The organism is Burkholderia lata (genome assembly GCF_902499025.1).
Taxonomy (GTDB): Bacteria; Pseudomonadota; Gammaproteobacteria; order Burkholderiales; family Burkholderiaceae; genus Burkholderia; species Burkholderia lata_C.
Genome location: NZ_CABVPW010000014.1, coordinates 63,164 through 89,123, shown reverse-complemented (window position 1 = coordinate 89,123; position 25,960 = coordinate 63,164). Strand labels below are relative to the sequence as shown.

The 25,960-nt window shown below is 69.3% G+C and carries 24 protein-coding genes; 11 read left to right on the top strand and 13 right to left on the bottom strand.

Annotation, left to right across the window (positions count from 1 at the left end):
- Window positions 1-26 precede the first annotated feature (26 nt).
- On the bottom strand, window positions 27-1,457 hold the full coding sequence (locus tag BDI24065_RS16165) for an NAD(P)-binding domain-containing protein (protein ID WP_175032118.1): 1,431 nt from the start codon (window positions 1,455-1,457) through the stop codon (window positions 27-29).
- Window positions 1,454-2,470 carry a LysR family transcriptional regulator gene (locus BDI24065_RS16160; RefSeq protein WP_175032117.1) on the bottom strand — a complete coding sequence of 339 codons (1,017 nt, stop codon included), beginning with the start codon at window positions 2,468-2,470 and terminating at the stop codon, window positions 1,454-1,456. The genes BDI24065_RS16165 and BDI24065_RS16160 overlap by 4 nt, the downstream gene beginning before the upstream one ends.
- A gap of 355 nt (window positions 2,471-2,825) precedes the next feature.
- Between BDI24065_RS16160 and BDI24065_RS16155 the strand changes: the two genes are divergently transcribed.
- From BDI24065_RS16155 to BDI24065_RS16140, 4 genes are read left to right on the top strand one after another with little or no spacing between them, the layout of a single operon-like run.
- A complete protein-coding gene (locus tag BDI24065_RS16155) occupies window positions 2,826-4,019 on the top strand; it encodes an ABC transporter substrate-binding protein (RefSeq protein WP_175032116.1) in 1,194 nt (397 codons plus the stop codon).
- A gap of 40 nt (window positions 4,020-4,059) precedes the next feature.
- Window positions 4,060-5,871 carry an ABC transporter permease gene (locus BDI24065_RS16150; RefSeq protein ID WP_175032115.1) on the top strand — a complete coding sequence of 604 codons (1,812 nt, stop codon included), beginning with the start codon at window positions 4,060-4,062 and terminating at the stop codon, window positions 5,869-5,871.
- 11 nt (window positions 5,872-5,882) lie between these two features.
- Window positions 5,883-6,740 carry an ABC transporter ATP-binding protein gene (locus BDI24065_RS16145; RefSeq protein ID WP_175032114.1) on the top strand — a complete coding sequence of 286 codons (858 nt, stop codon included), beginning with the start codon at window positions 5,883-5,885 and terminating at the stop codon, window positions 6,738-6,740.
- Window positions 6,737-7,501, top strand: coding sequence for an ABC transporter ATP-binding protein (locus BDI24065_RS16140; RefSeq protein ID WP_039354526.1), 765 nt, complete (start codon window positions 6,737-6,739; stop codon window positions 7,499-7,501). The genes BDI24065_RS16145 and BDI24065_RS16140 overlap by 4 nt, the downstream gene beginning before the upstream one ends.
- Window positions 7,502-7,523: 22 nt before the next feature.
- On the opposite strand, the gene BDI24065_RS16135 is transcribed toward BDI24065_RS16140, so the two are convergent.
- On the bottom strand, window positions 7,524-8,078 hold the full coding sequence (locus tag BDI24065_RS16135) for a DinB family protein (protein ID WP_175032113.1): 555 nt from the start codon (window positions 8,076-8,078) through the stop codon (window positions 7,524-7,526).
- Between the two features lie 67 nt (window positions 8,079-8,145).
- Between BDI24065_RS16135 and BDI24065_RS16130 the strand changes: the two genes are divergently transcribed.
- Window positions 8,146-8,790 carry a TetR/AcrR family transcriptional regulator gene (locus BDI24065_RS16130; protein WP_175032112.1) on the top strand — a complete coding sequence of 215 codons (645 nt, stop codon included), beginning with the start codon at window positions 8,146-8,148 and terminating at the stop codon, window positions 8,788-8,790.
- An 84-nt stretch (window positions 8,791-8,874) separates the two neighbouring features.
- Window positions 8,875-9,321 carry a hypothetical protein gene (locus tag BDI24065_RS16125; RefSeq protein ID WP_175032111.1) on the top strand — a complete coding sequence of 149 codons (447 nt, stop codon included), beginning with the start codon at window positions 8,875-8,877 and terminating at the stop codon, window positions 9,319-9,321.
- Between the two features lie 37 nt (window positions 9,322-9,358).
- On the opposite strand, the gene BDI24065_RS16120 is transcribed toward BDI24065_RS16125, so the two are convergent.
- Both BDI24065_RS16120 and BDI24065_RS16115 read right to left on the bottom strand, forming a co-directional pair.
- The gene (locus BDI24065_RS16120) at window positions 9,359-10,780 is read right to left on the bottom strand and encodes a sensor histidine kinase (RefSeq protein ID WP_175032110.1); all 1,422 of its coding nucleotides are present in this window, start codon (window positions 10,778-10,780) and stop codon (window positions 9,359-9,361) included.
- Window positions 10,767-11,432 (bottom strand): response regulator transcription factor, encoded by a 666-nt coding sequence (locus tag BDI24065_RS16115; protein ID WP_175032109.1) that lies wholly within the window; start codon window positions 11,430-11,432, stop codon window positions 10,767-10,769. Before BDI24065_RS16115 ends, BDI24065_RS16120 begins: the two co-directional genes overlap by 14 nt.
- Window positions 11,433-11,572: 140 nt before the next feature.
- On the opposite strand from BDI24065_RS16115, the gene BDI24065_RS16110 reads away from it, so the two are divergent.
- From BDI24065_RS16110 to BDI24065_RS16100, 3 genes are all read left to right on the top strand, one after another.
- Window positions 11,573-11,722 carry a hypothetical protein gene (locus BDI24065_RS16110; RefSeq protein ID WP_175032108.1) on the top strand — a complete coding sequence of 50 codons (150 nt, stop codon included), beginning with the start codon at window positions 11,573-11,575 and terminating at the stop codon, window positions 11,720-11,722.
- Window positions 11,719-12,735 (top strand): ABC transporter substrate-binding protein, encoded by a 1,017-nt coding sequence (locus BDI24065_RS16105; RefSeq protein WP_175032107.1) that lies wholly within the window; start codon window positions 11,719-11,721, stop codon window positions 12,733-12,735. Before BDI24065_RS16110 ends, BDI24065_RS16105 begins: the two co-directional genes overlap by 4 nt.
- Before the next feature lie 122 nt (window positions 12,736-12,857).
- Window positions 12,858-14,168, top strand: coding sequence for an MFS transporter (locus BDI24065_RS16100; RefSeq protein WP_175032106.1), 1,311 nt, complete (start codon window positions 12,858-12,860; stop codon window positions 14,166-14,168).
- A 12-nt stretch (window positions 14,169-14,180) separates the two neighbouring features.
- On the opposite strand, the gene BDI24065_RS16095 is transcribed toward BDI24065_RS16100, so the two are convergent.
- The 3 genes from BDI24065_RS16095 to BDI24065_RS16085 all read right to left on the bottom strand — a co-directional run bounded on the left by BDI24065_RS16095 (window position 14,181) and on the right by BDI24065_RS16085 (window position 17,411).
- Window positions 14,181-14,861, bottom strand: a complete 681-nt coding sequence (locus BDI24065_RS16095; protein WP_175032105.1) for a hypothetical protein — start codon at window positions 14,859-14,861, stop codon at window positions 14,181-14,183.
- 118 nt (window positions 14,862-14,979) lie between these two features.
- On the bottom strand, window positions 14,980-16,770 hold the full coding sequence (locus BDI24065_RS16090; RefSeq protein WP_175032104.1) for a sensor histidine kinase: 1,791 nt from the start codon (window positions 16,768-16,770) through the stop codon (window positions 14,980-14,982).
- On the bottom strand, window positions 16,767-17,411 hold the full coding sequence (locus BDI24065_RS16085) for a response regulator (protein ID WP_175032103.1): 645 nt from the start codon (window positions 17,409-17,411) through the stop codon (window positions 16,767-16,769). Before BDI24065_RS16085 ends, BDI24065_RS16090 begins: the two co-directional genes overlap by 4 nt.
- 359 nt (window positions 17,412-17,770) lie before the next feature.
- Here BDI24065_RS16085 and BDI24065_RS16080 point away from each other — a divergent pair, with 359 nt between their 5' ends.
- Window positions 17,771-18,223, top strand: a complete 453-nt coding sequence (locus BDI24065_RS16080) for a hypothetical protein (RefSeq protein WP_175032102.1) — start codon at window positions 17,771-17,773, stop codon at window positions 18,221-18,223.
- A 102-nt stretch (window positions 18,224-18,325) separates the two neighbouring features.
- Entirely contained in the window at window positions 18,326-20,344 is a 2,019-nt protein-coding gene (locus tag BDI24065_RS16075; RefSeq protein ID WP_175032101.1) for an LssY C-terminal domain-containing protein, read from the top strand.
- Between the two features lie 16 nt (window positions 20,345-20,360).
- Here the strand turns inward: BDI24065_RS16075 and BDI24065_RS16070 are convergent, their stop codons facing one another.
- From BDI24065_RS16070 to BDI24065_RS16050, 5 genes are all read right to left on the bottom strand, one after another.
- Window positions 20,361-20,690 carry a helix-turn-helix domain-containing transcriptional regulator gene (locus BDI24065_RS16070; protein ID WP_175032194.1) on the bottom strand — a complete coding sequence of 110 codons (330 nt, stop codon included), beginning with the start codon at window positions 20,688-20,690 and terminating at the stop codon, window positions 20,361-20,363.
- 121 nt (window positions 20,691-20,811) lie between these two features.
- Window positions 20,812-21,366, bottom strand: coding sequence for a protein tyrosine phosphatase (locus BDI24065_RS16065; RefSeq protein ID WP_175032100.1), 555 nt, complete (start codon window positions 21,364-21,366; stop codon window positions 20,812-20,814).
- 212 nt (window positions 21,367-21,578) lie between these two features.
- Window positions 21,579-24,029 (bottom strand): flavin-containing monooxygenase, encoded by a 2,451-nt coding sequence (locus BDI24065_RS16060; RefSeq protein ID WP_175032099.1) that lies wholly within the window; start codon window positions 24,027-24,029, stop codon window positions 21,579-21,581.
- Window positions 24,016-25,731, bottom strand: a complete 1,716-nt coding sequence (locus tag BDI24065_RS16055; RefSeq protein WP_175032098.1) for a GMC family oxidoreductase — start codon at window positions 25,729-25,731, stop codon at window positions 24,016-24,018. The genes BDI24065_RS16060 and BDI24065_RS16055 overlap by 14 nt, the downstream gene beginning before the upstream one ends.
- A 29-nt stretch (window positions 25,732-25,760) precedes the next feature.
- Window positions 25,761-25,952 carry a hypothetical protein gene (locus BDI24065_RS16050; protein ID WP_175032097.1) on the bottom strand — a complete coding sequence of 64 codons (192 nt, stop codon included), beginning with the start codon at window positions 25,950-25,952 and terminating at the stop codon, window positions 25,761-25,763.
- Window positions 25,953-25,960 lie beyond the last annotated feature (8 nt).

Genomic DNA, 25,960 nt, shown 5'->3' with positions numbered 1-25,960 from the left:
CGTCAATGTGAGCGATGGACGCATGTTCATGCGTCGGCATCGCGCCATTCGTCACCTTGCAGTTCTGCGTTTGCATACGCGACGAGCGCGTCGTAGTGGCGATCGCGGTCGGCGTCGAACAGCCGGCTCGCAATCCCGCGCGCGAGCCGTTTGGCGCCCGCGCTGATGGCCGGGATATCGCCGGACAGCTTGCCGTGGCTCAGGCTCGCCGCATGGTTGAAGCAGTGGATCCGCGTGACGGCGGCACACGCGCCGGGCTCGCGCTCCTGGAATGCGAACGCAGGGCCGAGATCGGGCGACTCGGCGAGCTCGTCGAGCCACGTACCCGGTTCCGGTCGATAGCGATCCTTCCAGCGGCGCACGTGCGCGCCGAACGACGCGAATTCCGCGCGGGTCGTCCAGTCCGAATGAAAGCCGGTCGCGAAGATCAGGAAGTCGACGGTGTAGCGTCCGCGCGGCGTCGTCACGTCGAGGCCGTCCGCGTGTTCGGCGAGCGTCTCGATCGGGCTGCCAGCATGAAAGTGCGCATGTTCGTGGTGCGACACGCGCAGCACGCTGTCGCGCGGCGGCGGTGTCTGCGACGTCAGCGCGTAGTGCATGAAACGCCATTTCGTCGCGTCGTCGAGATCGGCGTAGCCGTGCACGAGGCCCGGGCTGCCGATGCCCGTCAGTTTGTTGATGCGCGGGATGTCCGCGCGGCGGAAGAACAGGTCGACGCGTGCGGCGCCGGCTTCAAGCGCGGTGCCCGCATTGTCGAACGCGGACGCACCCGCGCCGACCACGCCGACGCGCTTGCCCGCGAGCACCGCGAAGTCGATCGGCTCGGAGGCGTGCGCCCAGCGCGTGCGCGGCGCGCGCTGCGCGACGGGCGGTACGTACGGGCCGCCGAGCCCGTCGCGGCCGGTGGCGAGTACCACGTGCCGCGCGAGCAGCGTCTGCGCTTCGCCGTTGCCGCGCACATCGAGCGCGAGCAGGCCGTCGTCGCGCGGGCGCAGCGCGACGAGCGTGGTGTCGTTGCGTACCTGCAGGTCGAGCACGCGCCGATACCAGCGCAGGTAGTCCATCCATTGCGTGCGCGGAATCTTGTAGAGCGCGTCCCACGCGTCGCGGCCGTATTGCGCTTCGAACCACGCGCGGAACGTCAGGGCGGGCAGGCCGAGCGCGGGGCCCGTGAGCTGCTTCGGCGAGCGCAGCGTGTCCATCCGCGCGAACGTGACCCACGGGCCTTCGTAGCCGGCCGGCGCGCGGTCGATCACGCACTGGTTGTCGATGCCGAGCAGGCGCAGTTCGGCGGAAGCCGCGAGCCCGGCCATGCCGCCGCCGACGATCGCGACGTCGAGCACGCGGGTGCCGTCGGCCTCGCGCGGCGGCACCCACGACGGCGCGGGCAGGTCGAGCCAGCGCAGGTCTTGCGCGAGCCGGGCTTCGAGTGCTTGTAATGGATCGGGCGTTGTCATGCCGCCTCCGGGCGTGTGCGGCGTGCACGCGTCGTGCGGGTTGCACCCCGCGGCGCACGCTCGGTGCGCAGCCGGTCGCCGCGCAGCAATGCATCGTGCGCGGCGGCGTCGTGAAAGGTCACGTCGTCGAGCAGTGTGCGCGTCGAGCGGTGCAGCGCGTCGAGCAGCGCATCGACGGCCGCCGTGCGTGCCTTGCCGGCCGGTGTCGCGACGCCGAACGCGAACGGGATGTCGACATCGAGCGGGCGCGAGACGACGCCATCCACCGGCAGCGCCACACCTGTCGCCGGATCGACGATGCCGATCCCGATGCCCGCGCGCGCGGCCATCACCGCATTCAATGACGCATTGGTTTCGATGAATACGCGTGCTTTAACCCGCGCGGCCGCGAATGCGGCATCGATCCGCTGGCGCAGCCGGTGCCGGTTCGCGACCGTGACGATGCGGCGTTGCGCGAGGTCGCGCAGCGCGAGACGCGGCTGCGCCGCGAGCGGGTCGCCGACGGGCAGCACGGCGACGCACGGCGTCTGCGCGATCCAGTGCACGTCGAGCCCCGCATGCGCCATCGGCAGCGTGACGACACCGACATCGGCCGTACCGGCCAGCACCTCGTGCACGACATGCTCGGCCGATTCGCTGCGCAACTGGTAGTGCGGCGCCTGCGTGCCGTCGGGCAGCGCGGCGAGCGCGGCCGGCACGAGCGTGGCCGCGAGCGAAGGCGTCGCCGCGATGCGCACGGGTTCGGCGGTTTGGTCGCCGAGCGCCCGTGCGCGTGCCTCGATCGCACGCAGGCCGACCAGCGAGCGTTCGACTTCCTCGTAGAGCAGGAACGCGCGCCGCGTCGGCGTGACGCGCGGGCCGTGCCGGTCGAACAGCGCGTAGCCAAGATCGGCTTCGAGCTCCTGGATCTGCCGCGTGACGGCCGGCTGCGAGCGGCCGAGCAGTTCGCCCGCGCCGGTCACGCTGCCGGCCGACATGACCGCGGAAAAGGCTTCGAGTTGATGCAGCTCCATGACACCTTCCGATGATGCGATTTGCGCATTGTAGAAGTGCAAGCATGCGTGATTCATATAATGATTTTTGCTATCGACAGCGCGAAAACTGCGAAGGGTGCCATCGTTGCGATGGCCGGCTGTGCGTGCTTGAGCGTCGGTTGCGATCGGCGCCGCGAACGAAACGCCAATCGAATCAAAGCGATGCGATACATGCCGACTCATCGCGCGAGGCGGGGCGTGCCGGCGAGCGTTCGTGAGCATCACCCGCTTCGCGCCGCGCACGATATCGATATGCGCAAAACTTCGTTGGATCGCTCTGAACCGGATGGTTACATGCCCTCACTCTTTTCGACTGACTGAGGCTGGGGGACGCATGAACGTTTCGGGGAACGACACACGCGGCGCATGGCGGCGCGTGCTGGGTACGGTGGCGGCGCTCGCTGTCGCATGGGGGGTGTCGACGGGCGGCGCGTTCGCGGCAGGCGTGTCGGGCGAGCCGGTGGTGATCGGCGTGAGCGGGCCGCTCACGGGGCAGGACGCGCAGTACGGCGAGCAATGGAAGCGCGGCTTCGATCTCGCGCTCGACGAGATCAACGGCAGCGGCGGCATTCACGGCCGGCCGCTCGCGGTCGACTTCCAGGACAGCCGCAGCGATCCGCGCCAGGCGGTGGCGATCGCACAGAAGTTCGTTGCCGATCCGCGCATCGCGATCGAGCTGGGTGACTTCTCCAGCGCGACGTCGATGGCCGCGTCGCCGATCTATCAGCGCGGGCAGCTGATCCAGTTCGGTTTCACGAACTCGCATCCGGACTTCACGAAGGGCGGCGACTATCTGTGGAGCACCGCGCTGAGCCAGGCCGAGGAGCAGCCGCTGCTCGCGCGCTACGCGGTGAAGGAACTCGGCTTCAAGCGGATCGCGGTGCTGTACCTGAACACCGACTGGGGCCGCACCAGCAAGGACATCTTCGCGAAGGCGGTGGCCGGGCTCGGCGCGCAGGTCGTCGCGGCCGAAGGCTATCAGCCGACCGAGAAGGATTTCCGCTCGACGCTCGTGCGGATCGGCGCGTCGAAGCCCGATTCGATCGTGCTGATCTCGTACTACGCGGACGGCGCACAGATCGTGCGGCAGGCGCGCACGTCCGGCGTCACGCTGCCGATCGCGGCAGTCGGCTCCGTGTATTCGCCGAAATTCCTCGAGCTGGGCGGCGCGGCCGTCGATGGCGTCTATACCGAGTCGAACTTCTTCCCGTCGGAACCGCGCCCGGAAGTGCAGGCGTTCGTGCAGCGCTATCGCGCGAAATTCCACGCCGATCCCGATTCGTTCGTCGCGCGCGCCTACGATGCGCTGATCCTGTCGGCCGAGGTGCTGCGCCGCTACGGCACGACGCGGCAGGCCGCGCACGACGGCTTCGCGAAAATCAGCGACGTGCCGAGCGTGATCTTCGGCAAGGTGCGCTTCGATCCGCAGACGCGCCGCGTCGCGGGCGCACGTACCGTGTATCTGGTCGTGAAGCAGGGGCAGTGGGCGCTGTGGGACGGCGCGAAACCGCAGCTCGCCGCACGTTGAACCCGGCCCTGAACCGCATGCACGGAACGGACGCATCGTGATGGCTTCCTGGCTCGACTACACGCTCAACGGCCTCATCGTCGGCAACATCTACGCGCTGCTCGCGGTCGGGCTCGCGCTGATCTTCGGCGTGTCGCACCTGATCAACTTCGCGCACGGCTCGGTCTACATGGTCGGCGCATTCATCGGCTGGCTGTGCCTGACGCGCTTCGGGCTGCCGCTGCCGGTCGCGCTCGCGGCGGTCGTCGTCGGCTGCGGCGCGCTCGGCGTCGCGATCGAACGGATCGGCTTGCGGCCGCTGCGCCACGCGGCGCGCATCGCGCCGCTGCTCGCGACGATCGGGATCAGCTTCATCCTCGACCAGCTCGCGCAGCTCGCATTCGGCGCGGACCCGCGCGCGGTGCCGACGCCGCTGCCCGACTGGCATCTGCGGATCGCCGGCGCGACGCTCGGCTCGCTCGACCTGCTGATCGCGGGGATCGGCATCGCGGCGGCCGCGCTGCTATACGGCTTCCTGCGCTTCACGCGGCTCGGCTGGGCCGTGCGCGCGACCGCGCAGGATCGCGACGCGGCGCTGCAGATGGGGGTCGACGTCGACCGCGTGAACCAGACCGTGTTCGCGATCGCGTGCGCGCTCGGCGGTGTGAGCGGGCTGCTGGTCGGCATGTACTACAACAGCATCGATCCGGCGATGGGCTTCCAGGCCACGCTGAAGGGCGTGGTCGCGCTGCTGATCGGCGGGCTCGGCAACGTGCCGGGCGCGATCGCGGGCAGCCTGCTGCTCGGTCTCGTCGAAAGCTACGGTGTCGCGCTGTTCGGCACCAGCTATCGCGACCTGTTCGCGTTCGGGCTGCTGATCGTGTTCCTCGTGTGGCGGCCGAACGGGTTGTTCAGCGCGAACCGCGCGCTGCCGCCCGAGCCGATGACGGGCACGTTCCTCGCGGCCGCGAAGGCCGTGCGCGTGCCGCGCCCGGTACTCGTCGTGCTGGTCGTGCTCGCGGCCGTGCTGCCGTGGCTCGGCGCATCGCCTTACGTGCTGCAGACGCTGACCAACGCGTGGCTGTACGGGCTGCTCGCGCTGAGCCTCACGCTCGTCGCGGGCACGGTCGGGCAGATCTCGCTCGGCCACGCGGCGCTGCTCGTGATCGGCGCGTATGCGTCGGCGCTGCTGTCGTCGGATCTCGGCTGGTCGCCGGCCGTGACGATCCCGTGCGCGGGCGTGATCACCGCCGTGCTCGGCACGCTGCTCGTCTATCCGGCATTCCGGCTGCGTGGGCACTACGTGTCGATCGCGACGCTCGGCATCGGCGAAGTGGTGAGCCTCGTGATCCTGAACTGGGACGGCCTCACGCGCGGCCCGCTCGGCATCACCGGCATCGCGCCGCTGCCGTGGGCGACGACCGCGCGTGCCGCGTACTGGTTCACGTTCGCGGTGCTCGTCGTGTTCGCGCTCGTGCAGGTGCGGCTGCTGCGCTCGCATCTCGGCCGCACGCTGCGCGCGGTGCGCGAGGACGACGTCGCCGCCCGCGCGCACGGCATCGCGCCGAACCGCTACAAGGCGATCGCGTTCGCGGTCGGCGGCGTCGCGGCTGGCGTGAGCGGCGGGATCGCCGCACACCTGTACAGCTATATCAACCACCAGACCTTCGATTCGCAGGTGTCGATCCTCGCGCTGACGATGGTGATCCTCGGCGGCCTGGGCAACGTGCTCGGCGGCATTGCCGGTGCGATTGCGTTGATCGGGCTGCCCGAGCTGTTCCGCTGGGCGGCTGACTACCGGATGCTGATCTACGGCCTCGTGCTGTTGCTGCTCGTCCGGTTCCGGCCGCAGGGCCTGCTCGGCACGGTGTGAGGAGGAACACGATGACCACCACTCGACCCTTGCTCGACGTGCGGGGCCTGACGCGCCGCTTCGACGGCGTGACCGCGCTCGACGGCGCGAGCCTGACACTCGCCGACGGCGAACTGCTGAGCGTGATCGGGCCGAACGGCGCGGGCAAGTCGACGCTGTTCAACCTGATCGCGGGCGCCGACCGGTCCGATGGCGGCCGCGTGACGTTCGACGGGCGCGACATCACGGGCACCGCGCCCGAACGGCTCGCGGCGCTCGGCATCGCGCGCACGTTCCAGCACGGCCGCGTGTTCGGCAACCTGAGCGTGCTCGACAACGTGCTGATCGGCGCGCATGCGCGGCTGCGCGCGGCGCGACCGGGCTGGCCCGCGCTGGGTGCTGCGGCCGAAGTGCTGCGCGCGCTCGTGCGGCCCGCGTCGGTGCGGCGCGAGGAAGCCGCGCTGCGCGACGAGGCACGCGCCATCGTCGCCGGGTTCGGCGAACGGCTCACGCCGCGCATCGATCATCCGGCGCACAGCCTGTCGTATGCGAACCGGCGGCGCGTGGAGATCGGCCGTGCGCTCGCACTGCATCCGCGCCTGCTGCTGCTCGACGAACCGACGGCCGGGATGAACGAGACGGAGACGGCCGAGATGCTGCAACTGATCCAGTCGCTGAAGGCGCGCGGCCTGACGATCCTGCTGATCGAGCACAAGCTCGAGCTCGTGATGCGCGTGTCCGACCGCGTGATGGTGCTCGACAACGGCGTGAAGATCGCCGAAGGCGCGCCGCGCGACGTGCGGCACGATCCGCGCGTGATCGAGGCGTACCTCGGCCGCCGCCATGCGGGTGGCGCGCCGGCCGACCGCGCCGCGCAGGCGGCCGCATGACCGCACTCTCTTCCGGACCCGACACGACCATGACCGACGCGCTGCTGAAACTCGAACACCTCGACACGTTCTACGGGCCGGTGCAGGTGCATTTCGACGTGAACTTCGAAGTCGGCCGCGGGCAGATCGTCAGCCTGCTCGGCGGCAACGCGAGCGGCAAGTCGACGACGATGAAACTGATTCTCGGGCTGATGCGACCGCGCCGCGGCGTCGTGCGCTTCGACGGCGACGACGTGACGGCGCTCGCGACGCCGCAGCGCGTGCGGCGCGGGATCGCGGCCGTGCCGGAGGCGCGGCGGCTGTTCGGCGACATGAGCGTGCGCGAGAACCTGCTGATGGGCGCGTACACGCGTGGCGACCGCGCGGCGGTGGCGGAAGACTACGAACGCGTGCTCGACCTGTTTCCCCGCGTGCGCGAGCGGCTGACGCAGCGCGCGGGTACGTTGTCGGGCGGCGAGCAGCAGATGCTCGCGATGGCGCGCGCGCTGATGGCGCGGCCGAAGCTGATCTGCATGGACGAGCCGACGATGGGGCTGTCGCCGCTCTACGTCGACAAGGTGCTCGAACTGATCGACGCGATCAACCGGCAGGGCGTGACCGTGTTCATGGTCGAGCAGAACGCGAGCCTCGCGCTGGAGATCGCGCATTACGGGTATGTGCTGCAGACGGGGCGCGTCGTGCTCGAAGGGCCCGCGAAGGCGCTGCTAGACGACGAGCGGGTGCGCGATGCGTATCTTGGCGGGGAGGCGGTGGCGGCGTAGCGGGCGTGGCGCGTGGCGTCGCTTATCGTGTGGCGTTCGCCCCTTCGACCTTGCCGTGAAGCCTGCGCGCGGGCTCCGTCCGGTGCAGATGAACGGCGTAGGTGTCCCACGGCAGCCTGATGTCCTGCCCCGAACGCGCGGCCGCCTGGATCATCAGCCTTCCGGCTTCGCCGCGATGGTAGCCTCCGTGCGTGACGACATGGGTCAGCATCTCTTCGCGCGTCATGGTTCCGTCGTCGCCGTCGGTGAACGCAAACGGAATCGACTCGGACAGCATCGCGGGCGTGGCGGTTTCCGCATAGTCCAGATACCAGCGATCGAGCGCGGCGAGGGCCGCACGCAGTGCGTCGGGCTCCGGCGTGTCGGGCGTGTTGTCGGACACGAAGCCATGACGCTCGCCGGTCAGGTGCGCGGCGAAAATCTTGTTCACGACGAGGCAATGGTTCATCAGCCGCAGCGCAAGATGGCGCTCGTCGGCGTGCTGCGCCGCGTCGAGCCCCGCGATGGCCGCCAGCATTTCGTCATTCGCCCATGCCTGGTAGCGCAGCATGCGGGACAGGAGTGCGTTCTCGCTCATGGTCGTTTCCTTGTGGGTTTCACCTAATATGTGAGCTTCGCCACCATTATTTTCAGTCGGAGCCCGCATGTCCACTCGCGTTTCCGATCCCGCCGCCGCGATGCGGAAAGCCCCGCGCCAGGCGCGTTCGCGTGCGACCGTGGACGTGATCGTCACCGCCGGGGCTCGCGTTCTGGATACGCACGGGTGGGCCGGATTCACGACCAACGAGGTCGCGGAAGTTGCCGGTGTCAGCATCGGTTCCGTGTACCAGTACTTCCCGAACAAGCTTGCGTTGGTCGATGCGATCCGGCGCCGGCATTTCGATGACGTGCTGGCCGTGCTGCAGCGCGCGTACGACCGTCAGGCGAGCCCCAGGCGTCTCGTCGAAGGCTTGATCGGCGACCTGATCGCCGCGCACCGCGATTACCCGTCGCTGCACCGGGCGCTGCTCGATCTCCCCGATCCGGGTGGGGCGAAGGCCGCGTATGACACGTTCCAGCGGGAATATTTGCGCCGCTATGCGCTGATCGTTGCCGCCTGTCGCGGGCGTGCGCCCGTCAAGGCCGATGCGACGACGGCGCAGGTGCTGTCGTCCGCGCTCGAAGGCGTCGTGCACAACGCGGCCCGGCGCGGGCTGCTGGACGATCCGAAACTGAAGCGCGAACTTGTCAGGCTGGCGCGGAGTTACCTCGAAGATCCTCGTGATCGCGCGACGAAGGCGCGTGAGTGAGCCGTGGCGAAAATCATGATGGACACCGAAATTCAGGTAGATTGACGCTTTCCTGATCTCGAATGCCACGGGGGCTACCGCGCCATGTTGACTTATTCCGTTCAGAAGGTCGGCTACGATTTCGAGCAACTGGATCCGCAGGGGGCGACGGATTACCCGTCGTTCACGCGGGCATTCGACGCGTTCCCGTGGGCGGCGCAGCATGCCGAATGGGGTAACACGCAGGAAGGCCCGTTGCCGGCCCTCGTGCTGCAGCATGCCGGCGATCAGCGCGAATTGTGGGTGACCGCGCTGAGCGATGCGCATGCGGACGGCTTCCAGCTGAATGCCGTTTCCATGCGCATGAAGAAGGGGCTTTTCGGAATCGGCAAGGGAAAGCTGGAGCAGCAAGTCGACACGATCGACGTCAGGAAGCGTACCGACGTCGATGCGTTGTGCCGGCTGTTCTGCGATCGTCAGTACGAGGAAATGGACCAACTGGTCGCGCGGCACGTGGAGCGCAACCGCTTCGACGACGACAGCGACGATTGAGCGCCTGTCGCGTACGCGCCGACGCTCACCGGTCGGCTCATGCCTGCTCCGCGCCGATTCCCGCCGCGCGCGGAAACGTCAGCACCACCGCAAACCCGCCCGCATCCGGAAACGCGAACCCGACGCGCCCGCCGTGCGCCTTCATCACTTCCTGCACGATCGCGAGCCCGAGGCCCGACCCGGTGCGCCGCTCGCTGCCGTCCGGCGCGATCCGCACGAACGGTTGCAGCGCGGCATCCCAGTGCGCGCGCGGAATGCCGCGGCCGTTGTCGGTGACGGTCAGCGTCACCGCATCGTCGCCGTTGCCCTTCGTCGCGACCGAGACGACGATGTCGTCCGCATGACCGTGCAGCAGCGCGTTGTGCAGCACGTTCGACAGCGCTTCCTGCAGGCTGATCGCATCGCCGTCGATCCACGCGAGCGGCGCGTCGCTCGCGAACGCGACGGCGACATCGCGCTCGCCCGCGAGCGGAATCGCGCGGCCGAGCACGTCTTTCGCGAGCGCGACGAGTTCGACGGGTTGCAATGGCACGGCTTCGGTGCGATGGATCACCATCGCGTGATTGAGCAACTGGCCGGTGAGCCGCCCGACATCCGCGCAGGTCGCACGCAGCGCGTCGAGCCGCGCTGCGTGACGCGCGGGATCGGCTTCGCCGTCGAGCAGCTCGATCTGCGCGTCGAGTCGCGCGAGCGGCGTGCGCATCTGGTGCGCGGCGTCGGCGATGAAGCGCTGCATCGCGTTGATCCGCTCGGCGAGGCGGCGCATCAGCCCGTTGATCGACCCGATGATCGCGTCGATCTCGCTCGGCGTGTCGACGGCCACCGGCCGCAGGTCGGCCGGGTCGCGCGCGGCGATGATCGTGCCGATCTGCGCGAGCGGGCGCAGACCGCGCCGGATCGCGAGGCCGCTCGCGCCGATCGCGAGCACGCTCATCAGCAGGATCAGCGTCCACACCTTGAAACTCATGTCGTTCGTGAGCTGCTGGCGCGCGTTGGTGGTTTGCGCGACCGTCACGAGTGCCCAGCCCGGCGTGCTTTCCTCGGGCATGTAGCGTGCGATGGTCGCGGTGCGGATCCGGTGCCCCTGGTACAGGCCGTTCGCGAACGCGGGGCCCTGCTTCGCGGCGGCGAGCGTCGCGGGGCTCGCGAGATCGTTGTAGCCGGCCACGACGACGCCGCGCGAATCGACGACCTTGTAGTAGACGAGGTCGTAGCGCGACAGCGTCGACAGCGCGGCCACCGGCGGATTCAGCGCGAGCACGCCGCCCTGCACGTAGAGGTTTTCCGCGACCTGGATCGAGGCGCCCGCAAGCAACTGGTCGTACGCGCGGTCGGCCGCGACGCCCGCGTAGTAGCGCGCGATGGCCGCGAGCGCGAGCGCGCCGGTCGCGACGACGAGCGCGATGAAGAGCAGCGTGCGCCCGAACAGCGTCTTCGGGAACCAGTCAGTGCGCCGCAATCTGATACCCCATCCCGCGCGCGGTCCGGATCTCGACCGAGCTGCCCTGCAGCTTCTTGCGCACGCGTGTCACGTACTGCTCGACCGCGTTCGCGGTCGGCTCGTTGCCGAAGCTGAACAGCTGGTTCAGCAGTTCGTCCTTCGAGAAGATCCGCTGCGGGCGGCTCGCGAGGATCTCGAGCAACGCGAACTCCTGGCGCGACAGCGACAGCGGCTGGCCGTCGAGTTCCGCGAGGCGGCTGCTGCGGTCGATCACGAGGCCGCCGAGCGTCAGCACGTCGTTCGCGTGGCCGCTGTTGCGGCGCAGGAGCGCCTGCACGCGCGCATCGAGCTCGCGGTAGTCGAACGGCTTCACCAGGTAGTCGTCGGCGCCGAGGCCGAGGCCGCTCACGCGGTCGTCGATCGCCGAGCGCGCGGTGACGAGCAGCACGGGCGTCGTGCTGCCCGACGCGCGCAGGTGGCGCAGCACCGTGAAGCCGTCCATGCCGGGCAGGTTCGCGTCGAGCACGACGAGGTCGAAGCGCTCGACGCGCAGCAGCCCGTTCGCGGTCGCGCCATCGGTTTCGAGATCGGCGGCGTGGCCGAGCCGCGCCAGGCGGCTGCGGATCGCCGCGCCGATTTCGGCATCGTCCTCCACGACGAGAATGCGCATGGTGCCGTTTCGCAGGTGGGTAGGTTAGGGGTTTTCCCGAGGCCGGGATGTCAGCATTTTCTCAGACTCGGTCGATAACCTGTGTCGAGCCGGACGTTGCAAGGACGGCCATTAATACCAGAACCACAGGAGACGGCAACATGCAGCAGCAAACGGGCGCGACGAACGCGCGGCGCAGCGCGCCGCCGGCCTGCGCTCGCCGGGGCGGCGAAGCGGGCCGCGGCCGCATGGCGGTCGGCGCGATGGCGTTCGCGGCTCATGCCGCGCGTGCCGGGAAGGCCGGCGCATGACGATGTTGCCGCGCCGCCGCGCGTTGATCGCCGCCGGGCTCGGCGTGCTGGCCGCGCCGTCGCTCGTGCGCGCAAAGCCCCGCACGGTGCGGATTTCCAAAGGCTATGGGGTGCTGTACCTGCCGCTGCTCGTGATGGAGAAGCAGCGGCTGTTCGAGCGGCACGCGGCGCGCCACGGCGTGCGTGACGTCGCGGTCGACTGGGTGCTGCTCGACGGCGGCAATTCCGTCAACGACGCGATGATGGCCGGCACGCTCGACTTCGCGGGCGCCGGCGCGCCGGGTTTCATCGAGCTGTGGGCGCGGGCGCGCGGCATTCCGAACGTCGAGGTGATCGGCATCAGCGGGCTGTCGACCACGTCGCTGTCGCTGAACACGAACCGGCCGGGCCTCGTGTCGCTGCGCGACTTCACGCCGTCCGACCGGATCGCGGTGCCGGGCATCCGCACGTCGCTGTCGGCGGTGGTGCTGCAGATGGTCGCGAGCAAGCAGCTCGGCCCCGCGCACTTCGCGCAGCTCGATTCGATCACCGTGAGCCTGCCGCATCCGCAGGCGATGCAGGCGCTGATCCGCCGCGAGAACGGCGTCACCGCGCATTTCACGTCGCCGCCGTTCTCGACGCTCGAGCTGCGGCAGCCGGGCATCCACCGCGTCGTGAATTCGGTCGACGTGCTCGGCCCGATGACGCACGACGTGGTATTCGCGCCGAAGCGACTCGTCGATACGGAGCCCGCGCTGGCCGTCGCGTTTCTCGGGGCGCTCGACGAAGCGAACCGCCTGATCGCGCAGGACCCGCGCGCGGCGGCGGCGCTCTTTGCGGCGTCGTCGGGCGTCGGCCTGTCGCACGACGACGTGATGCGGATGCTTGCCGCACCCGAAACGCGCTTTTCGGTGCTGCCGAACCAGTTGATGGACTACGTCGAATTCCTGTACCTGGCCGGCACGATCAAGGCGAAGCCGCGGGCGTGGCACGAGATGTTCGCGCCGATGCTCGACGCCTACCGGTCGGGCTGATATCGCCGCTCCCTTTCATCGAAATACCTCGCGCCCGTGCGTTCGTCGCGCACGGCGCCGCTTCAACCGCTATGCAACCCATACGCAATCGCCATGCAACCGATTCACGCAAGGAGCCTCAAGTGAACGCCACCGAAACCCTGGACCCCGCGTCCGCCGAAGAACAGCGCATCATGTCGAAGATGGCGCGGCGCCTGCTGCCCATCCTCGTCGTGATGTTCCTGATCGCGTTCATCGACCGGCAGAACGTCGGCTTCGCGAAGCTGCAGATGGTGCACAGCCTCGGGATGACGGAAGCCGCGTTCGGGCTCGCGTCGTCGCTGTTCTTCATCGGCTACCTGCTGTTCGAGGTGCCGAGCACGCTCGCGCTGCATCGCTACGGTGCGCGCGTGTGGCTCGCGCGGATCATGCTGACGTGGGGGCTCATTACCGTGCTGATGGGCTTCACGACGTCGATGCCCGCGTTCTGCGCGCTGCGCTTCGTGCTCGGCATCGCCGAGGCCGGCTTCTATCCGGGCGTGATCTACTACCTGACGCTGTGGTTTCCGCAGAGCTATCGCGCGAAGGTGCTCGGCATCTTCACGCTCGGCAGCGCGCTCGCGAACATGCTCGGCTCGCTGGTCGGCGGCGTGTTGCTGAGCCTGAATGGCGTGTGGGGGCTCGCGGGCTGGCAGTGGGTGTTCGTGGCGACGGGTATCCCGGCGGTGATCGTCGCGGTCGTCGTGTTCCGCGTGCTGCCCGCCTCGGTGCGCGACGCACGTTTCCTCGACGACCGCGAGAAGCAGATCGTCGAGGCTGCGCTCGAACGCGAGAAGCCCGCTCAGGCCGAGCATGGGCAGCCGTGGAAGGCGCTGCTCGATCCGCGCGTGATGCTGTTCGCGGCGACCTACATGCTGATGTCGACGTCGTTGTACGGCGTGACGTACTGGCTGCCGACGCTCGTGAAATCGTTCGGCGTGTCGAGCAGCACGAACGGCTTCCTGAGCATGCTGCCGTGGGCGCTCGCGGTGTTGCTACTGCTGTGGCTGCCGGGGAAGCTGCGTCGCGCGAAGAGCATCCTGCGCACGATCGCGATCGTCGCGGCGCTCGGCGCGCTCGGCTTCCTGCTGAGCCTCGTGCTGCCGTCGACGCCGCTGCGCTTCATCGCACTGGTGCTGGGCGGCGCATGCATTCCGCTGCTGTATCCGTGCTTCTGGTCGATGCCGCCGCGCTACTTCACCGGTGCGCGGGCGGCGGCGAGCGTCGCGGCGATCAACTCGATCGGCAACCTCGGCGGCTTCTTCAGCCAGAACCTGATGCCGTTTGCCGGCAAGGTGACGGGTACCGCGTTCGGCCCGATGATCGTGCCGATCGTGTGTCTCGCGCTGCTCGGGATCGGCGCGCTGGTCGCGTGGACGCGGTCGGAGCGGGGGATGGTGGCGGCGCGGGCGTGACGGCGCGCGGTGTTACCGCTTCATCAACCGGTTCCCGACGACCGCGAAGTTGGCTGTAGCGTGCGTGTTCGACAGCAGGTAATCGAGCGCGTGGATGTCGGGGGCGGTCGTCGTGAAGCGGTTGTCGCCGTCGAAGACGAAGTCCCACGTGACGATGCCGCGGCTGGTGCCGGGATCGTCCACGTGGATCGCCTTCAGTGACGCAAGCGGATACGCGCGCTCGCGCCAGTCGAACAGGTGCCGCACGTAGAGGTGATCCGGTGTGACGATCTCGTAGCGCCGCAGGAAGGGCGTCGCGATGAGAAGGAGCACCGTCGTGAAGATCAGCCACGAGCGGGCGCCGCGCCACAGGACGGCCCGCGCCGACGGGCGGCCGCGCACCATGACGCGGTAGCGCGCGTAGGCGGGCTGCACGATGAGCGCGGTGCCGAACCACCAGGCGATCGCGATGAACCCGAGCGGCACGTTCATGAACGGCACCGAAAACGCGCCGACGAAGCTCGTCGGAAAATCCAGGAGCCGCGCGGTCGACACGAACCCGAGACCGATGTAGCTGCCCGCCGGATGCGGGATGAACACGGCCGTCGTCAGGGCCTGCAGCGCGAGCAGGACGGGCCAGCACAGCAGCGATACGGCCAGCCAGCCGCCTGCGACCGCACAGAAGATGAGGACGTAGCTGCGGAGTGTTTTCATCGTGGCGAAGGGGATGCAATCGGCTTGGCGCATTGGCGCGCAAGGAACGCGGGACGGTAACGGCGAAGGATTGTAGCGCCACGGCGATGCTGTCACCGGGCGCGGCGCGTGGGACCCGCTACCCGCGCGCGCCCCCATCCGCGCCATGCGCGACCGTCACCCGCGCAGGCGACAGCGGAATCTCGACCTCGACCGTCGTTCCTTCGCCGAGCGTCGTTGCGATCCGCAGCGTGCCGCCCACGAGATACGCGCGCTCGCGTAACCCGACCAGCCCGAACGATCCCGACTTGCGCGGCACGCGGGGATCGAATCCCGCGCCGTCGTCGCGAATCGTCAGCTCGATCGCATGGTTCGCATGCACGAGTTCGACTGTCGCATGCGACGCGGCAGCGTGCCGCGCGACGTTCGCGAGCGCTTCCTGCGCGATGCGGAACACCGCAGTGGCGTAAGGCTCGTCGAGCTGTAGCTCGGGCGGCTCGACATGCAGCGTGCATTCAATGCCGTGACGGTGCCGGAAATCCTCTACGAGCCATTGCATCGCCGCAGCGAAGCCGAGATCGTCGAGCATCAGCGGGCGCAGGTCCGACGCGATGCGGCGTGTCGCGGCCACCGCGCCGCGCGCCAGCGTGTGCATCGCCGCGATCTTGCGCGCCAGTTGCGCATCGTCCTGCGGCACGCGGTCGATCAGCCATTCGAGATCGTTCTTCAGCGTCGCGAGCGTCTGCGCGAGTTCGTCATGCAGTTCGCGCGCGATACGGCGCTGCTCGGCTTCGCGTGCGCTCGCGCTGATCGCGGCGATCTCGCGCAGCTCCTCGCGCGACGCCTGCAGCGCCCGCTCGGCACGCACGCGGTCCTCGACTTCGCGCCGCAGGTCGCGGTTCGACGCGCTCAGTTGCGCGGTGCGCGCGGCGACGCGCTGTTCGAGCCGTTCGTTCGCGTCGTTCAGCTGCGCGCTCTTCTGCACGACGAGCAGATGCTGGTAGCGTGCGCCGGCCAGTGCGCGCACCGTCTGCGCATGCAGCCGGCCGTTCTCGAACAGCATCGCGAACAGCACGACGCCGGACGCGACGAGGCCGTACGCGCGCCCCGCGTAGAAGCCGAGGTCGTAGCGCCCGTGATTCAGCATCGACGACAGCGCGATGTCGAACAGCCATGCAACGAGCACCGTCATCACCCACAGGTCGAGCACGGAATGGCGCCGCCGCCGCTGCCACATCAGCATCAGCGCCACCAGGTTCAACCCCCAGACGATCGTGATCGCGTTCGTCATCGTCGCGGCCATCCGGTTGCCGTTCATGATGCGCGGCAGCAGGTCGTGGCCGGCCGTCGCGAGCAGGGCGAGCGCGACCGTTGCGCCGACCGAGGCCGCGATGCACAGCACCACCGGAATCGCCGCGTGGCGCTGCGGGGTAGGGATCGGGCCCGCGGTACGCGATGTCGCGCGCAGCAGGGCGTACGCGGCGACCGCCAGCGGAAAGCCGCCGTGCCAGAACAGGTACAGCCACGCCGTGGTCTGGTCGCCGGCGCCGAGCAGGCCGGTCGGCGCGAACAGCCCCGGAAAGGTCAGCATGTGGGTGCCGGCCATGAAGCCCGTGAACAGGTAGCCGCCCGCGAGTACGAGCAGCGGCTTCTCGCGCAGGATCGCGTACTGGCCGAGCAGGAGGCCGGCCGTCACCATGTCGTTGACGACGATCGCCGACTGGTACACGGGGATGAACGCCCAGCCCGGCGCAAGCGGCCTGCCCGCGAACGGCGCAAGCGCGGCGAAGATCACGGCGGAGATGAGCACGGTCGCGAGCGCAAACCGCCGCTCGCGCCGGCCCGGCGGCAGCGACGACATGAACAGGCGCGACGCGTCCGGGTTGTCGTCGTCCGGAGGCGAGGGCGGGAAGCGGAAGGCGGTCGTCATGCGTCGCCGCCGGGGTCGAGGTCGTGGCGCACCGCGTAGCGAACCAGCGCGGCTTCGTGCGGCAGTTCCATCTTCTCGAGGATTCGCGTTTTGTACGTGCTGACCGTCTTCGCGCTCAGCGCGAGTTCGGTCGCGATCTGCGTGACGGTCTGGCCCGCGACGATGCGGCGCATCACGTCAAGCTCGCGCGCGGACAGCCGCTCGTGGGGCAGCGCGGCGGCCGGCGTGCGCAACGTGAGCGCGAGGCTTTCGGCTGCCGACGGGCTCACGTAGATGCCGCCCGCCGCAACCTTGCCGACCGCCTCGACGAGCTCGGCGGTCGCGCTGTCCTTCGTCAGGTAGCCGGTGGCACCGGCCTTGAACGCGCGCGCCGCATACTGGGCCTCCGCATGCATCGTCAGCACGAGCGTGCGCAGCGACGGCGCGTGGCGTTTCACCAGCCGGATCAGCTCGATGCCGGTCGGCGCGGGCATCGACAGGTCGAGCAGCAGCACGTCGGCGGCGCCGCGCTCGGCCAGCGCGAGCGTGGCCGAGCCGTCGCTCGCCTCGCCGACGATTTCGAAACCGCCGGCCCTTTCCAGGATGTGACGCAGTCCGTCCCGCATGACTGCGTGATCGTCAGCCAGAATTACCCTGATCATCTAGCGATCCTCTTCGGGATGACGCCGCGCACTGTTGTCCGGGAGTTGCCGCGGCCGTTCTTCTGACCAATATATTCCGCCGAATCCGAAAACGGTACACATCCGGGAAATTTTCGAGATAGCCGAACGTGGAATGTGTACTGAAACGAAATAATCCCAGGGAAAAAGTACGCGGCGGAGCAGGGGGTGATAAGGGTATTCCCTGATTATTATTGAGACCGGGACGGATCGGCGCGGCGCGCCACGAACCGCGCCACGAACCGCGCCGCGAACCGTCCCGCGAACCGTCCCGCGAACCGTTCCGATTCGGGACTAAACTGGTGCCCGATGCCACGACAATCCCCCCGAGGAGCCCCGCGATGATCGATCTTGCCGATATCCTGCCGTCCGCCCTGCCTGCCGCCGTCGCATGGGCCGAAGCGGAGGCGGCGCGCGGGATCGCGCAGGGTGCGCCGCTGACGCCCGCGCAAGCGGACGACGCGCGCACGGTGGGCGTCGCGCAGCCGGAGCGGATCCGCGTGGTGATCGTCGATCGCATGCCGTTTCCCGAGGTGCCTTCGTTGGCCGCGATCGCCCGCGACTCGGGGCTCCTGGCGCCGGGGACGATCGGGCTCACGCTCGGTCATGCGGTGTACGTGCTGCGCGGCCAGGACACGCGCCGCCTGCTGACCCACGAATTCCGCCACGTGCATCAGTACGAGGCCGCCGGATCGATCGGCGCGTTTCTTGCGCGCTATCTGCAGGAGATCGCGACGGTCGGCTACCACGACGCGCCGCTCGAGGCCGACGCGCGGCAGCACGAGTTCGATTGACCTGTCACGCCGGCGCGACCGCGCGCACCTTTCGATGAACGTTCCCCATGCCATCGCCGGCCCGGTGTTCGCACGCCGGGTCGCCCCGCCGTGGAGCGGGCGATGAGCGACACGATCCACGCGTGGATCGGCACGATCGGCGCGCATCCGCTGCTCGTGCTCACGATCGTGTTCGTGACGGCCTGCGCGGAGGCGATCGCGCTGATCGGCACGGTGGTGCCGGCCGGCGCCGTGATGTTCGCGGCCGGTGCGCTGATCGGCGCGGGAGCGCTCGACGGCTGGACGACGATCGGCGTCGCGGCGGTCGGCGCCGTGGTCGGCGACGGGATCAGCTACGAACTCGGGCGGCACTACCGCGGCGTGATCCGCAACGCATGGGCGCGCTTCGGCTATGCGGCCGCCTTCGCGCGCGGCGAGGAATTCGTGCTGCGTCATGGCATGAAGAGCATCGTGCTCGCGCGCTTTCTTGCGCCGGTGCGCGCGGTCGTGCCGGTCGTCGTCGGCTGCGCGACGCTGCCGCGCCGGTCGTTCTATCCGGTCAACGTCATCTCGGCGCTCATCTGGGCGCCCGTGCACGTCGCGCCGGGCATCCTGTTCGGGGCGTCTGCCGCGCTGGCCGCCGCAATCAGCGTGCGGGTCGCGGTGATCCTGCTGGTCGTCGCGGCGCTGGTCGCGCTCGTGTGGATCGGCGTGCGTGTCGCGTTGCGGCGCGGCTGGCCGTTGCTGCGTCGTGCGCTCGTCGAAGGTGTGCACGCATGCGCGCACCGCTGGCCACGCTTCGGCGCGCGGCTGCACGACGCGATCGCTTATGTGCGCGGCCTGCCGGGCGCGGTACCCGTGCTCGCGCTGCTGTTCATCGGCTGCGTGTGGCTGTTCGCGGGCCTCGTGCAGGATGTCGTCGCGAACGATCCGCTGATGCACGCGGACATTGCGCTGTATGCGTTCCTGCAGAACCTGCGCACGCCACCGGTGGACGCCGCGATGCGCGCGCTCGCCGTGCTGCACGGGCACGATACGGGGCTGATCGTCGCGGCCGCGTTTCTCGTCTGGCTGATGATCCATCGCTGCTGGCTGACGGCCACGTGGTGGCTCGTGACGGTCGGCGTTGCCGTCGTACTCGTGCCGGCGTTCGGCGCGGGCATACCCGGCGCGACGCCGGCGAGCCTGCCGCCCGGCGCGCTGCACGTGCCGCTGCCCGATGCCGAAGCCGCGTTCGCGATTCTCGCGAGCAGCGGCCTCGGCTGGGTGCTGACGCGCGACCGGCCCGCGCTGTGGCGGATCCCGGTCGTGACGGCGGTGGTGCTGTGGATCGTGCTCGGCGGCTTCGCGCGGCTGTACGTCGGCGACACGTGGCTGTCGGGCCTGCTGGGCGGCTGGAGCCTTGGGCTCGCGTGGTTCGCGTTGCTGGCCGGCGCCTATGCTTACTGGCGTGTGCGCGAGCACGTGCAGCCGAGGGGGGCGCTCGTCGCTGTGGCCGTGGTGCTCGCAACGGCCGGCGTATGGACGGTTCCCGCGCAATGGCAACTCGACCGCGCGGCGCGCCCGCATGTCGGCGACGTGGTCGCGATGACCGTCGACCAGTGGCTGCGTGGCGGGTGGCAGCGCGTGCCGGTGCGGCGCACCGAGATCGGCGGCGACCGCGAGGAATACCTGCCGCTGCAGTGGAGCGCGACGTCGGACACGCTCGACCGGCATCTCGCGCAGGCCGGCTGGCAGCGCGCGACGCCGTGGTCGCCGGCCACCGCGCTGCGCTGGCTGTTGCCGCAGGCGCCGGCCGACGCGTTGCCGGTGCTGCCGCGCTACACGCACGGCGAAAGCACGCGCCGCGTGTTCGTCCGTGTCGATCCGGGCCAGCCGGAAAGCCGCCTCGTGCTGCGGCTGTGGCGTTATCCGTACGTGTTGCAGGACGCGATCGGCATGCGGCCGCTGTGGTATGGCGCGCTGTATCGCGAGACGCTGCACCGGCCGGCGCGACTGATGACGATCGTGCGCACGACGACGATCGACGATGCGGCGACGATCGCGAACGCGCTGGCGGTCGAGCCGACGATCGAGCATCCGCCGGCGGGGATGACGAACGCGCCGGCGGAGATGCTGCTGGTGTGGATGGTCAGGCCGTGAGCGGACGGTGCGCCGTTTACGCGTGCGCCGGCTGCGCGGGGACGACGGACAGGCGCAGGCCGACGGTCTTGAGCACCGCGAGCAGGGTTTTCAGCGTCGGGTTGCCGTTGGGGGACAGCGTGCGATACAGCGATTCGCGGCTGATGCCGGCTTCGGCCGCGACGGCGCCGAGCCCGCCATACGCTTCCGCGACCGTGCGCAGCGCGAGCAGGCCGGCCGCGCGGTTGTCGGGATCGTCGAGCGACTCCATCGCGACGCGCAGACAGGCGACGGCGAGTTCTCGGTCGGCGCCGAGTTCGGCGACTTCCGCGTCGTGCTGCGATATCGCAGCTTTGACCTGCTTCATGCTGACCTCCTTGTCCAGTTCGACCTTGGTTGTCATTGTAGCTTCTAAGTTACAAAATGAGGGGCGAGGAGGAGGTGTGTGAACCGCAGACCTGTCGGCGCGAACCGACAGGCTTCCCGCATTACTGCTTCGCCGGCGCGGCCGTCGCGACCTTGTCGAGCGCGGCCGGGATGTACGTGTCGAGCTGCGCGGTCACCGATTCGTAGAAATCGATCGGCTTGCCCCACGCGTCGGGCACGTCGACGTGCTTTCCGGACGCATACTCGGCGAGCGTGAACACCTTGCCGGCGGCCGACGGATAGAGCGCGAGCACCTTCTCCTTGTGTTTGTCGGTCATCGTCAGGATCACGTCGGAATGCTTGATGTCGTTCGCGTTCAACTGCACCGAACTGTGCGCGGACGTGTCGATGCCGCGGCGCTTCATCAGGATCACGCCGTTTTCTTCGGGCTTTTCGTCATACGGATCTTCGTCGACCGCGCGCGAAATCACCGCGATGTGCGCGTGGCGCTGCGCGATCAACTGGCCGGCGATCGCCTCGGCCATCACGCTGCGCCCGGTGTTGCCCGTGTCGACGAACGCCACCTTCTTCGGCTCGTCGGCGAACGCCGAAGTCGCGCACTGGATGCCGACGCAACAGAGCAGTGCCAGCGTGTTGAGGGTGTGCCTTCTTTTCATGATGTCTCCGTGAGGGTGGGGGCGCCCCGGCGGCGCGCCAGGGCTTGCGGGAGATCATGACGGCCGCATGCGACGGAAAAAAATAAACGACCGGTTTTCGCAAGACCGCGTCGCTTCGCGGCAAGCGGGCCCGGTGACCGCGCATGCGTTGTGCCCCCGATCGCGGAAGCCGCGCACCCCGTCCGCGGTCGTGGTGCGCGGCCGCTGCGTCGTCACGTCGTTACCGCCACCCGTTCCGCCGCAAACCCCGCCAGCGTCCGCAACGCGTCCCGCGCCGACCGCAGGTAAAACGCCTGCAGATGAAACACATGCCAGCGCGCCGCGTGAATCTCCAGCCGGCACGGCACGCCACAGGCCTGCGCATGACGGGCCAGCCGCTGCGCGTCCGACAGCAGCACCTCCTGGTCGCCGGCCTGGACGAGCATCGGCGGCAGGCCGCGCAGGTCGGTGTCGAGCGGGCCGCGGGCCGCAACCGAACCGGCGCCGTGATACCAGCGCAGCCCTTGTTCGAGCCAGCCGCGGCGGATCATCGGATCGTCGTGGCGGCGCGAAGCCAGCGTCGCGCCGCCGAGCGCGGGATCGGTCACGGGCGAGATCAGCAGCAGCGCGGCGGCGGCCGGCTCGCCGCGCTCGCGTAGCGCGATGGCCAGTGCCAGCGCCAGCGCGCCGCCGGCCGAATCGCCCGCGATCACGATCCGGTGCGGCGCATGGCCCTGCGCACGCATCGAGTCATAGACGGCCAGCGCATCGTCGAGCGCGGCCGGGCTCGGATGTTCGGGGGCCAGCCGGTAATCGGGCACCCACACCGGCAGGCCGGCATCGTTCGCGAGCCGCGTGGTCACGCCGCGATGCGTATGCGGGCCGCCGAGACAGAATGCGCCGCCGTGCAGGTAGAGGATCGCGCCGCCCGTGTCGCCGCGTTTCGGCGCCACGACTTCGACCGGCACGCGATTCGCGGACGTACGGTAGCGCAGCGTGCCGCCCGTGCCCGGCATCAGCGGTGACAGCAGCGCGACGACGCGCCGCTGCATGCGCGCGCCGAACGGCGGCCCGATCAGCGGCCGGAACGCGACGCGCAGAAAGCCGCGCAGCGATGCGGCAGTGAGGGCCTCCAGCCGGCCGGCGGGCGGCGCGACGACCACGTCGCGCGCCGGTGCGACCGACTCGGGCAACGGATGCGTGAAGCGGTAGGCGGCCATCCCGGTGAAGCGCGTGATCCATCGGTAGGTCAGCGTGAAGCCCGGCCAGTTCGTGCTGTTGTGTCCCGACGCATCGACGTACCAGCTCTTGCAGCTGTTCCACACCGATCCTTCGAGCCGTTGCTGCACATGCACGTTGAAGCGCTGGTAGCGGCGCGCGTCGACGTCGATCTCGCGCGCGCCGTCGCGCCGCATCGCGCGCAGGCAGCGCATCACGTGTGCGATCTGGCTTTCGAGCATGTAGACGATCGAGTTGTGGCCGAGGTTGGTGTTCGGGCCGTACAGCATGAAGAAGTTCGGAAAACCGGGTACGGTCAGCCCGAGATACGCCTGCGCGCCGCGTCGCCACGCGTCGTTCAGGTCGAGCCCGTCGCGGCCCGTGATGCGCATCGGCGACAGGAACTCGGTCGCCGCGAACCCCGTGCCGTAGACGATCGCATCGACCGGATGGTGCACGCCGTCGACGGTCTCGATGCCGTCCTCCGTCACGCGCCGGATCCGCTGCGTGACGAGCGCGACGTTGTCGCGGCTCATCGCGGCAAGGTAGTCGCTCGACAGCAGGATGCGCTTGCAGCCGATCGGGTAGTCGGGCGTGAGTTGCGCGCGCAACGCGGGGTCCGGCACATCGCGGGCGAGCAGTTTGTGGAACGGTCGGCCGACCGCGACCTTCATCAGCTTGTGCAGGCGCGTGAACGCGATCGCGCGCGATTCGTAGCGCAGGTAGATCGATGCGCGATGCAGCTTCATCGCCCACGGCACCCGGTGGAACAGCGCCTTCTCCCACGGTCGGTACGCGCGGTCGGGGCGTGGCATCACATAGGCCGGCGAACGCTGGAACACGACCAGGCGCTGCACGTCGCCGGCGATCGCCGGGACGAACTGGATCGCCGACGCGCCGGTGCCGACCACCGCCACGCGCTTGGCCGCGAGCGAATAGTCGTGATCCCAGTGCGCGGAGTGGAATGCGCGGCCGCGGAACGTGTCGATGCCGGGCAGGTCGGGCATCGCGGGGCGGCTCAACTGGCCGGTGCCGCTGACGAGCACGGCGGCGCTCAGCGTCGTGCCGTCCGCGAGCGTGACGCGCCACAGCGCGGCGGCTTCGTCGTAGCGCGCGTGCGCGACTTCGGCGCCGAAGCGCAGGTAGCGTGCGAGGCCGTACTTGCGTGCGCAATGCTGCAGGTACGCATGGATTTCCGGCTGCGGCGCGAACACGCGCGACCACGCCGGATTGGGCTCGAACGAGAACGAGTAAAGGTGCGAGGGCACGTCGCAGGCGGCGCCCGGGTAGCTGTTGTCGCGCCACACGCCGCCGACGTCGTGCGAGCGTTCGATGATCGCGAAATCGTGGATGCCCGCACGTTGCAGCGCGATCGCCATGCCGATGCCGGCAAAGCCGGCGCCGATGATGATCGCTGCAAGCGGTGCGGCTGATTCGGTCAGGTGGGCTGCGTCACGCGACGACATGGCGGATTTCCTCTGGCTGGACGGTATCGTGCGCGGCGCGCGATGCAGGAACGGTGTCGGGATCCGTCGTTATGCTGACGGTTTCGCCCTGCGGCCGCGCGGTCGTGCGATTCACGCCGCGAATCAGGTCGACGGCTTTCTCGGCGATCATGATCGTCGGTGCGTTGGTGTTGCCGCCGATGAGCGTCGGCATGATCGACGCATCGACGATGCGCAGCCCCTGCAGGCCGTGCACGCGCAATTGCGGATCGACGACGGCGAGTGCGTCGTGCCCCATCCGGCACGTGCCGACCGGGTGATACACGGTGTCGGTGCGCCGCCGCAGCACGTCGCGAATTTCATCGTCGGTGTCGATGTTCGCGGTGAACAGGTCGCGCGTGGTCCAGCCGGCGAGCGCCGGTGCTTCCATCAGCCGGCGCGTGAGCCGGAAGCCCGCGACCATGTCGTCGAGGTCGCGCGGATCGTCGAAGAACGCGGGATCGATGCGCGGCGCCGCGAGCGGATCGGTGTTGTTCAGCGTCACCGAGCCGCGGCTGCGCGGCCGCAGCAGGCACACGTGGCACGACAGCCCGTGGCCGGCATGCAGCTTGCGCGCGTGATCGTCGACGAGCGCGACGACGAAGTGCAACTGAATGTCCGGCGCGTCGAGCTCGGCGCGCGTTTTCAGGAAGCCGCCGCCTTCCGCGAAATTCGACGTCAGCATGCTGCGGCGTTCGCGGCGAAAACGCGCAAGCTCGCGCAGCATCCGCAGGCCGCCGCCCGCAGACACGCCCATCGTGTCGACGCTGCGCGTGCGGTAGCCGAAGATGAAATCCGGATGATCCTGCAGGTTGCGGCCGACCCCGGGCAGGTCGGCGTGCACGGCAATGCCCCGTTGCTGGAGTTCGCGGCCCGGGCCGACGCCCGACAGCATCAGCAACTGCGGCGTCTGCAGTGCGCCGGCCGCGAGCACGACTTCACGCCGCGCGCGCAGCGTGCGGACTTCGCCATGCTGCCGCACTTCGACACCGATCGCGCGCGTGCCGTCGAACAGGATGCGCAGCACCTGCGCGTGCGTCTCGACCGTCAGGTTGTCGCGGCGGCCGACGTGCGGCAGCAGGTACGCACGCGCGGCGCTCCACCGTTCGCCGTGCTTCTGCGTGACCTGGTAGATGCCGATGCCTTCCTGCTGCGCGCCGTTGAAATCGTCGGTGAGCGGCAGGCCGGCCTGCTGCGCGGCTTCCAGGTAGCGCGCATGGAACGGGTTGCCGGTGCGCAGGTCGCTCACCCACAGCGGGCCGTCGCGGCCGTGCCACGCATCGTCGAAGCGCTCGTTGTGCTCGCTCAGGCGGAAGTACGGCAGCACGTCGTCGTAACTCCAGCCTTCGTTGCCGAGCGCGGCCCAGCCGTCGTAGTCGACACGATGGCCGCGGATATACACCATCGCGTTGATGGCCGACGAACCGCCCAGCGCCTTGCCGCGCGGCTGGTAGCCGATGCGCCCGCCGAGGCCCGGCTGCGGCACCGTGTCGAAGGCCCAGTTGTTGATGCGGGTCGGCATCATCGCGACTGCGCCGGTCGGCACGTTCACAAGCGTGCCGTCGCCGCGGCCGCCGGCCTCGAGCACGCAGACGGTCACGGCCGGGTCCTCGGTCAGCCGCCCGGCGACGACGCAGCCGCCCGAACCGCCGCCGACGACGATGTAGTCGAAAGTCTTGCTCATGGATCGTCTCCTTGTTCGATGTCGATGGATCAGGCGGCGTGCGGCAGCGCACACCGGCGGCTGGCGCGCGGCAGGCGACTCGCGAGCGGCGGGGCGGGGGCGCGGGCGAACGCGGCGAATGTGGCAAACGCGGCAAACGCGGCAAACGCGGCAAACGCGGCGAATGCTGCGCGCTGGCATGCGAAGCGGGCAGCGGGATCGGTCGGGCGACTCGGTCGCATGGTGTCTC

What these genes read in the sequence shown, in the direction of transcription:
- BDI24065_RS16165 (WP_175032118.1), bottom strand. Translation starts at nt 1,457, where the DNA reads ATGACAACGCCCGATCCATTACAAGCACTCGAAGCCCGGCTCGCGCAA.
- BDI24065_RS16160 (WP_175032117.1), bottom strand. Translation starts at nt 2,470, where the DNA reads ATGGAGCTGCATCAACTCGAAGCCTTTTCCGCGGTCATGTCGGCCGGC.
- BDI24065_RS16155 (WP_175032116.1), top strand. Translation starts at nt 2,826, where the DNA reads ATGAACGTTTCGGGGAACGACACACGCGGCGCATGGCGGCGCGTGCTG.
- BDI24065_RS16150 (WP_175032115.1), top strand. Translation starts at nt 4,060, where the DNA reads ATGGCTTCCTGGCTCGACTACACGCTCAACGGCCTCATCGTCGGCAAC.
- BDI24065_RS16145 (WP_175032114.1), top strand. Translation starts at nt 5,883, where the DNA reads ATGACCACCACTCGACCCTTGCTCGACGTGCGGGGCCTGACGCGCCGC.
- BDI24065_RS16140 (WP_039354526.1), top strand. Translation starts at nt 6,737, where the DNA reads ATGACCGCACTCTCTTCCGGACCCGACACGACCATGACCGACGCGCTG.
- BDI24065_RS16135 (WP_175032113.1), bottom strand. Translation starts at nt 8,078, where the DNA reads ATGAGCGAGAACGCACTCCTGTCCCGCATGCTGCGCTACCAGGCATGG.
- BDI24065_RS16130 (WP_175032112.1), top strand. Translation starts at nt 8,146, where the DNA reads ATGTCCACTCGCGTTTCCGATCCCGCCGCCGCGATGCGGAAAGCCCCG.
- BDI24065_RS16125 (WP_175032111.1), top strand. Translation starts at nt 8,875, where the DNA reads ATGTTGACTTATTCCGTTCAGAAGGTCGGCTACGATTTCGAGCAACTG.
- BDI24065_RS16115 (WP_175032109.1), bottom strand. Translation starts at nt 11,432, where the DNA reads ATGCGCATTCTCGTCGTGGAGGACGATGCCGAAATCGGCGCGGCGATC.
- BDI24065_RS16110 (WP_175032108.1), top strand. Translation starts at nt 11,573, where the DNA reads ATGCAGCAGCAAACGGGCGCGACGAACGCGCGGCGCAGCGCGCCGCCG.
- BDI24065_RS16105 (WP_175032107.1), top strand. Translation starts at nt 11,719, where the DNA reads ATGACGATGTTGCCGCGCCGCCGCGCGTTGATCGCCGCCGGGCTCGGC.
- BDI24065_RS16095 (WP_175032105.1), bottom strand. Translation starts at nt 14,861, where the DNA reads ATGAAAACACTCCGCAGCTACGTCCTCATCTTCTGTGCGGTCGCAGGC.
- BDI24065_RS16090 (WP_175032104.1), bottom strand. Translation starts at nt 16,770, where the DNA reads ATGACGACCGCCTTCCGCTTCCCGCCCTCGCCTCCGGACGACGACAAC.
- BDI24065_RS16085 (WP_175032103.1), bottom strand. Translation starts at nt 17,411, where the DNA reads ATGATCAGGGTAATTCTGGCTGACGATCACGCAGTCATGCGGGACGGA.
- BDI24065_RS16080 (WP_175032102.1), top strand. Translation starts at nt 17,771, where the DNA reads ATGATCGATCTTGCCGATATCCTGCCGTCCGCCCTGCCTGCCGCCGTC.
- BDI24065_RS16075 (WP_175032101.1), top strand. Translation starts at nt 18,326, where the DNA reads ATGAGCGACACGATCCACGCGTGGATCGGCACGATCGGCGCGCATCCG.
- BDI24065_RS16070 (WP_175032194.1), bottom strand. Translation starts at nt 20,690, where the DNA reads ATGAAGCAGGTCAAAGCTGCGATATCGCAGCACGACGCGGAAGTCGCC.
- BDI24065_RS16065 (WP_175032100.1), bottom strand. Translation starts at nt 21,366, where the DNA reads ATGAAAAGAAGGCACACCCTCAACACGCTGGCACTGCTCTGTTGCGTC.
- BDI24065_RS16060 (WP_175032099.1), bottom strand. Translation starts at nt 24,029, where the DNA reads ATGTCGTCGCGTGACGCAGCCCACCTGACCGAATCAGCCGCACCGCTT.
- BDI24065_RS16055 (WP_175032098.1), bottom strand. Translation starts at nt 25,731, where the DNA reads ATGAGCAAGACTTTCGACTACATCGTCGTCGGCGGCGGTTCGGGCGGC.
- BDI24065_RS16050 (WP_175032097.1), bottom strand. Translation starts at nt 25,952, where the DNA reads ATGCGACCGAGTCGCCCGACCGATCCCGCTGCCCGCTTCGCATGCCAG.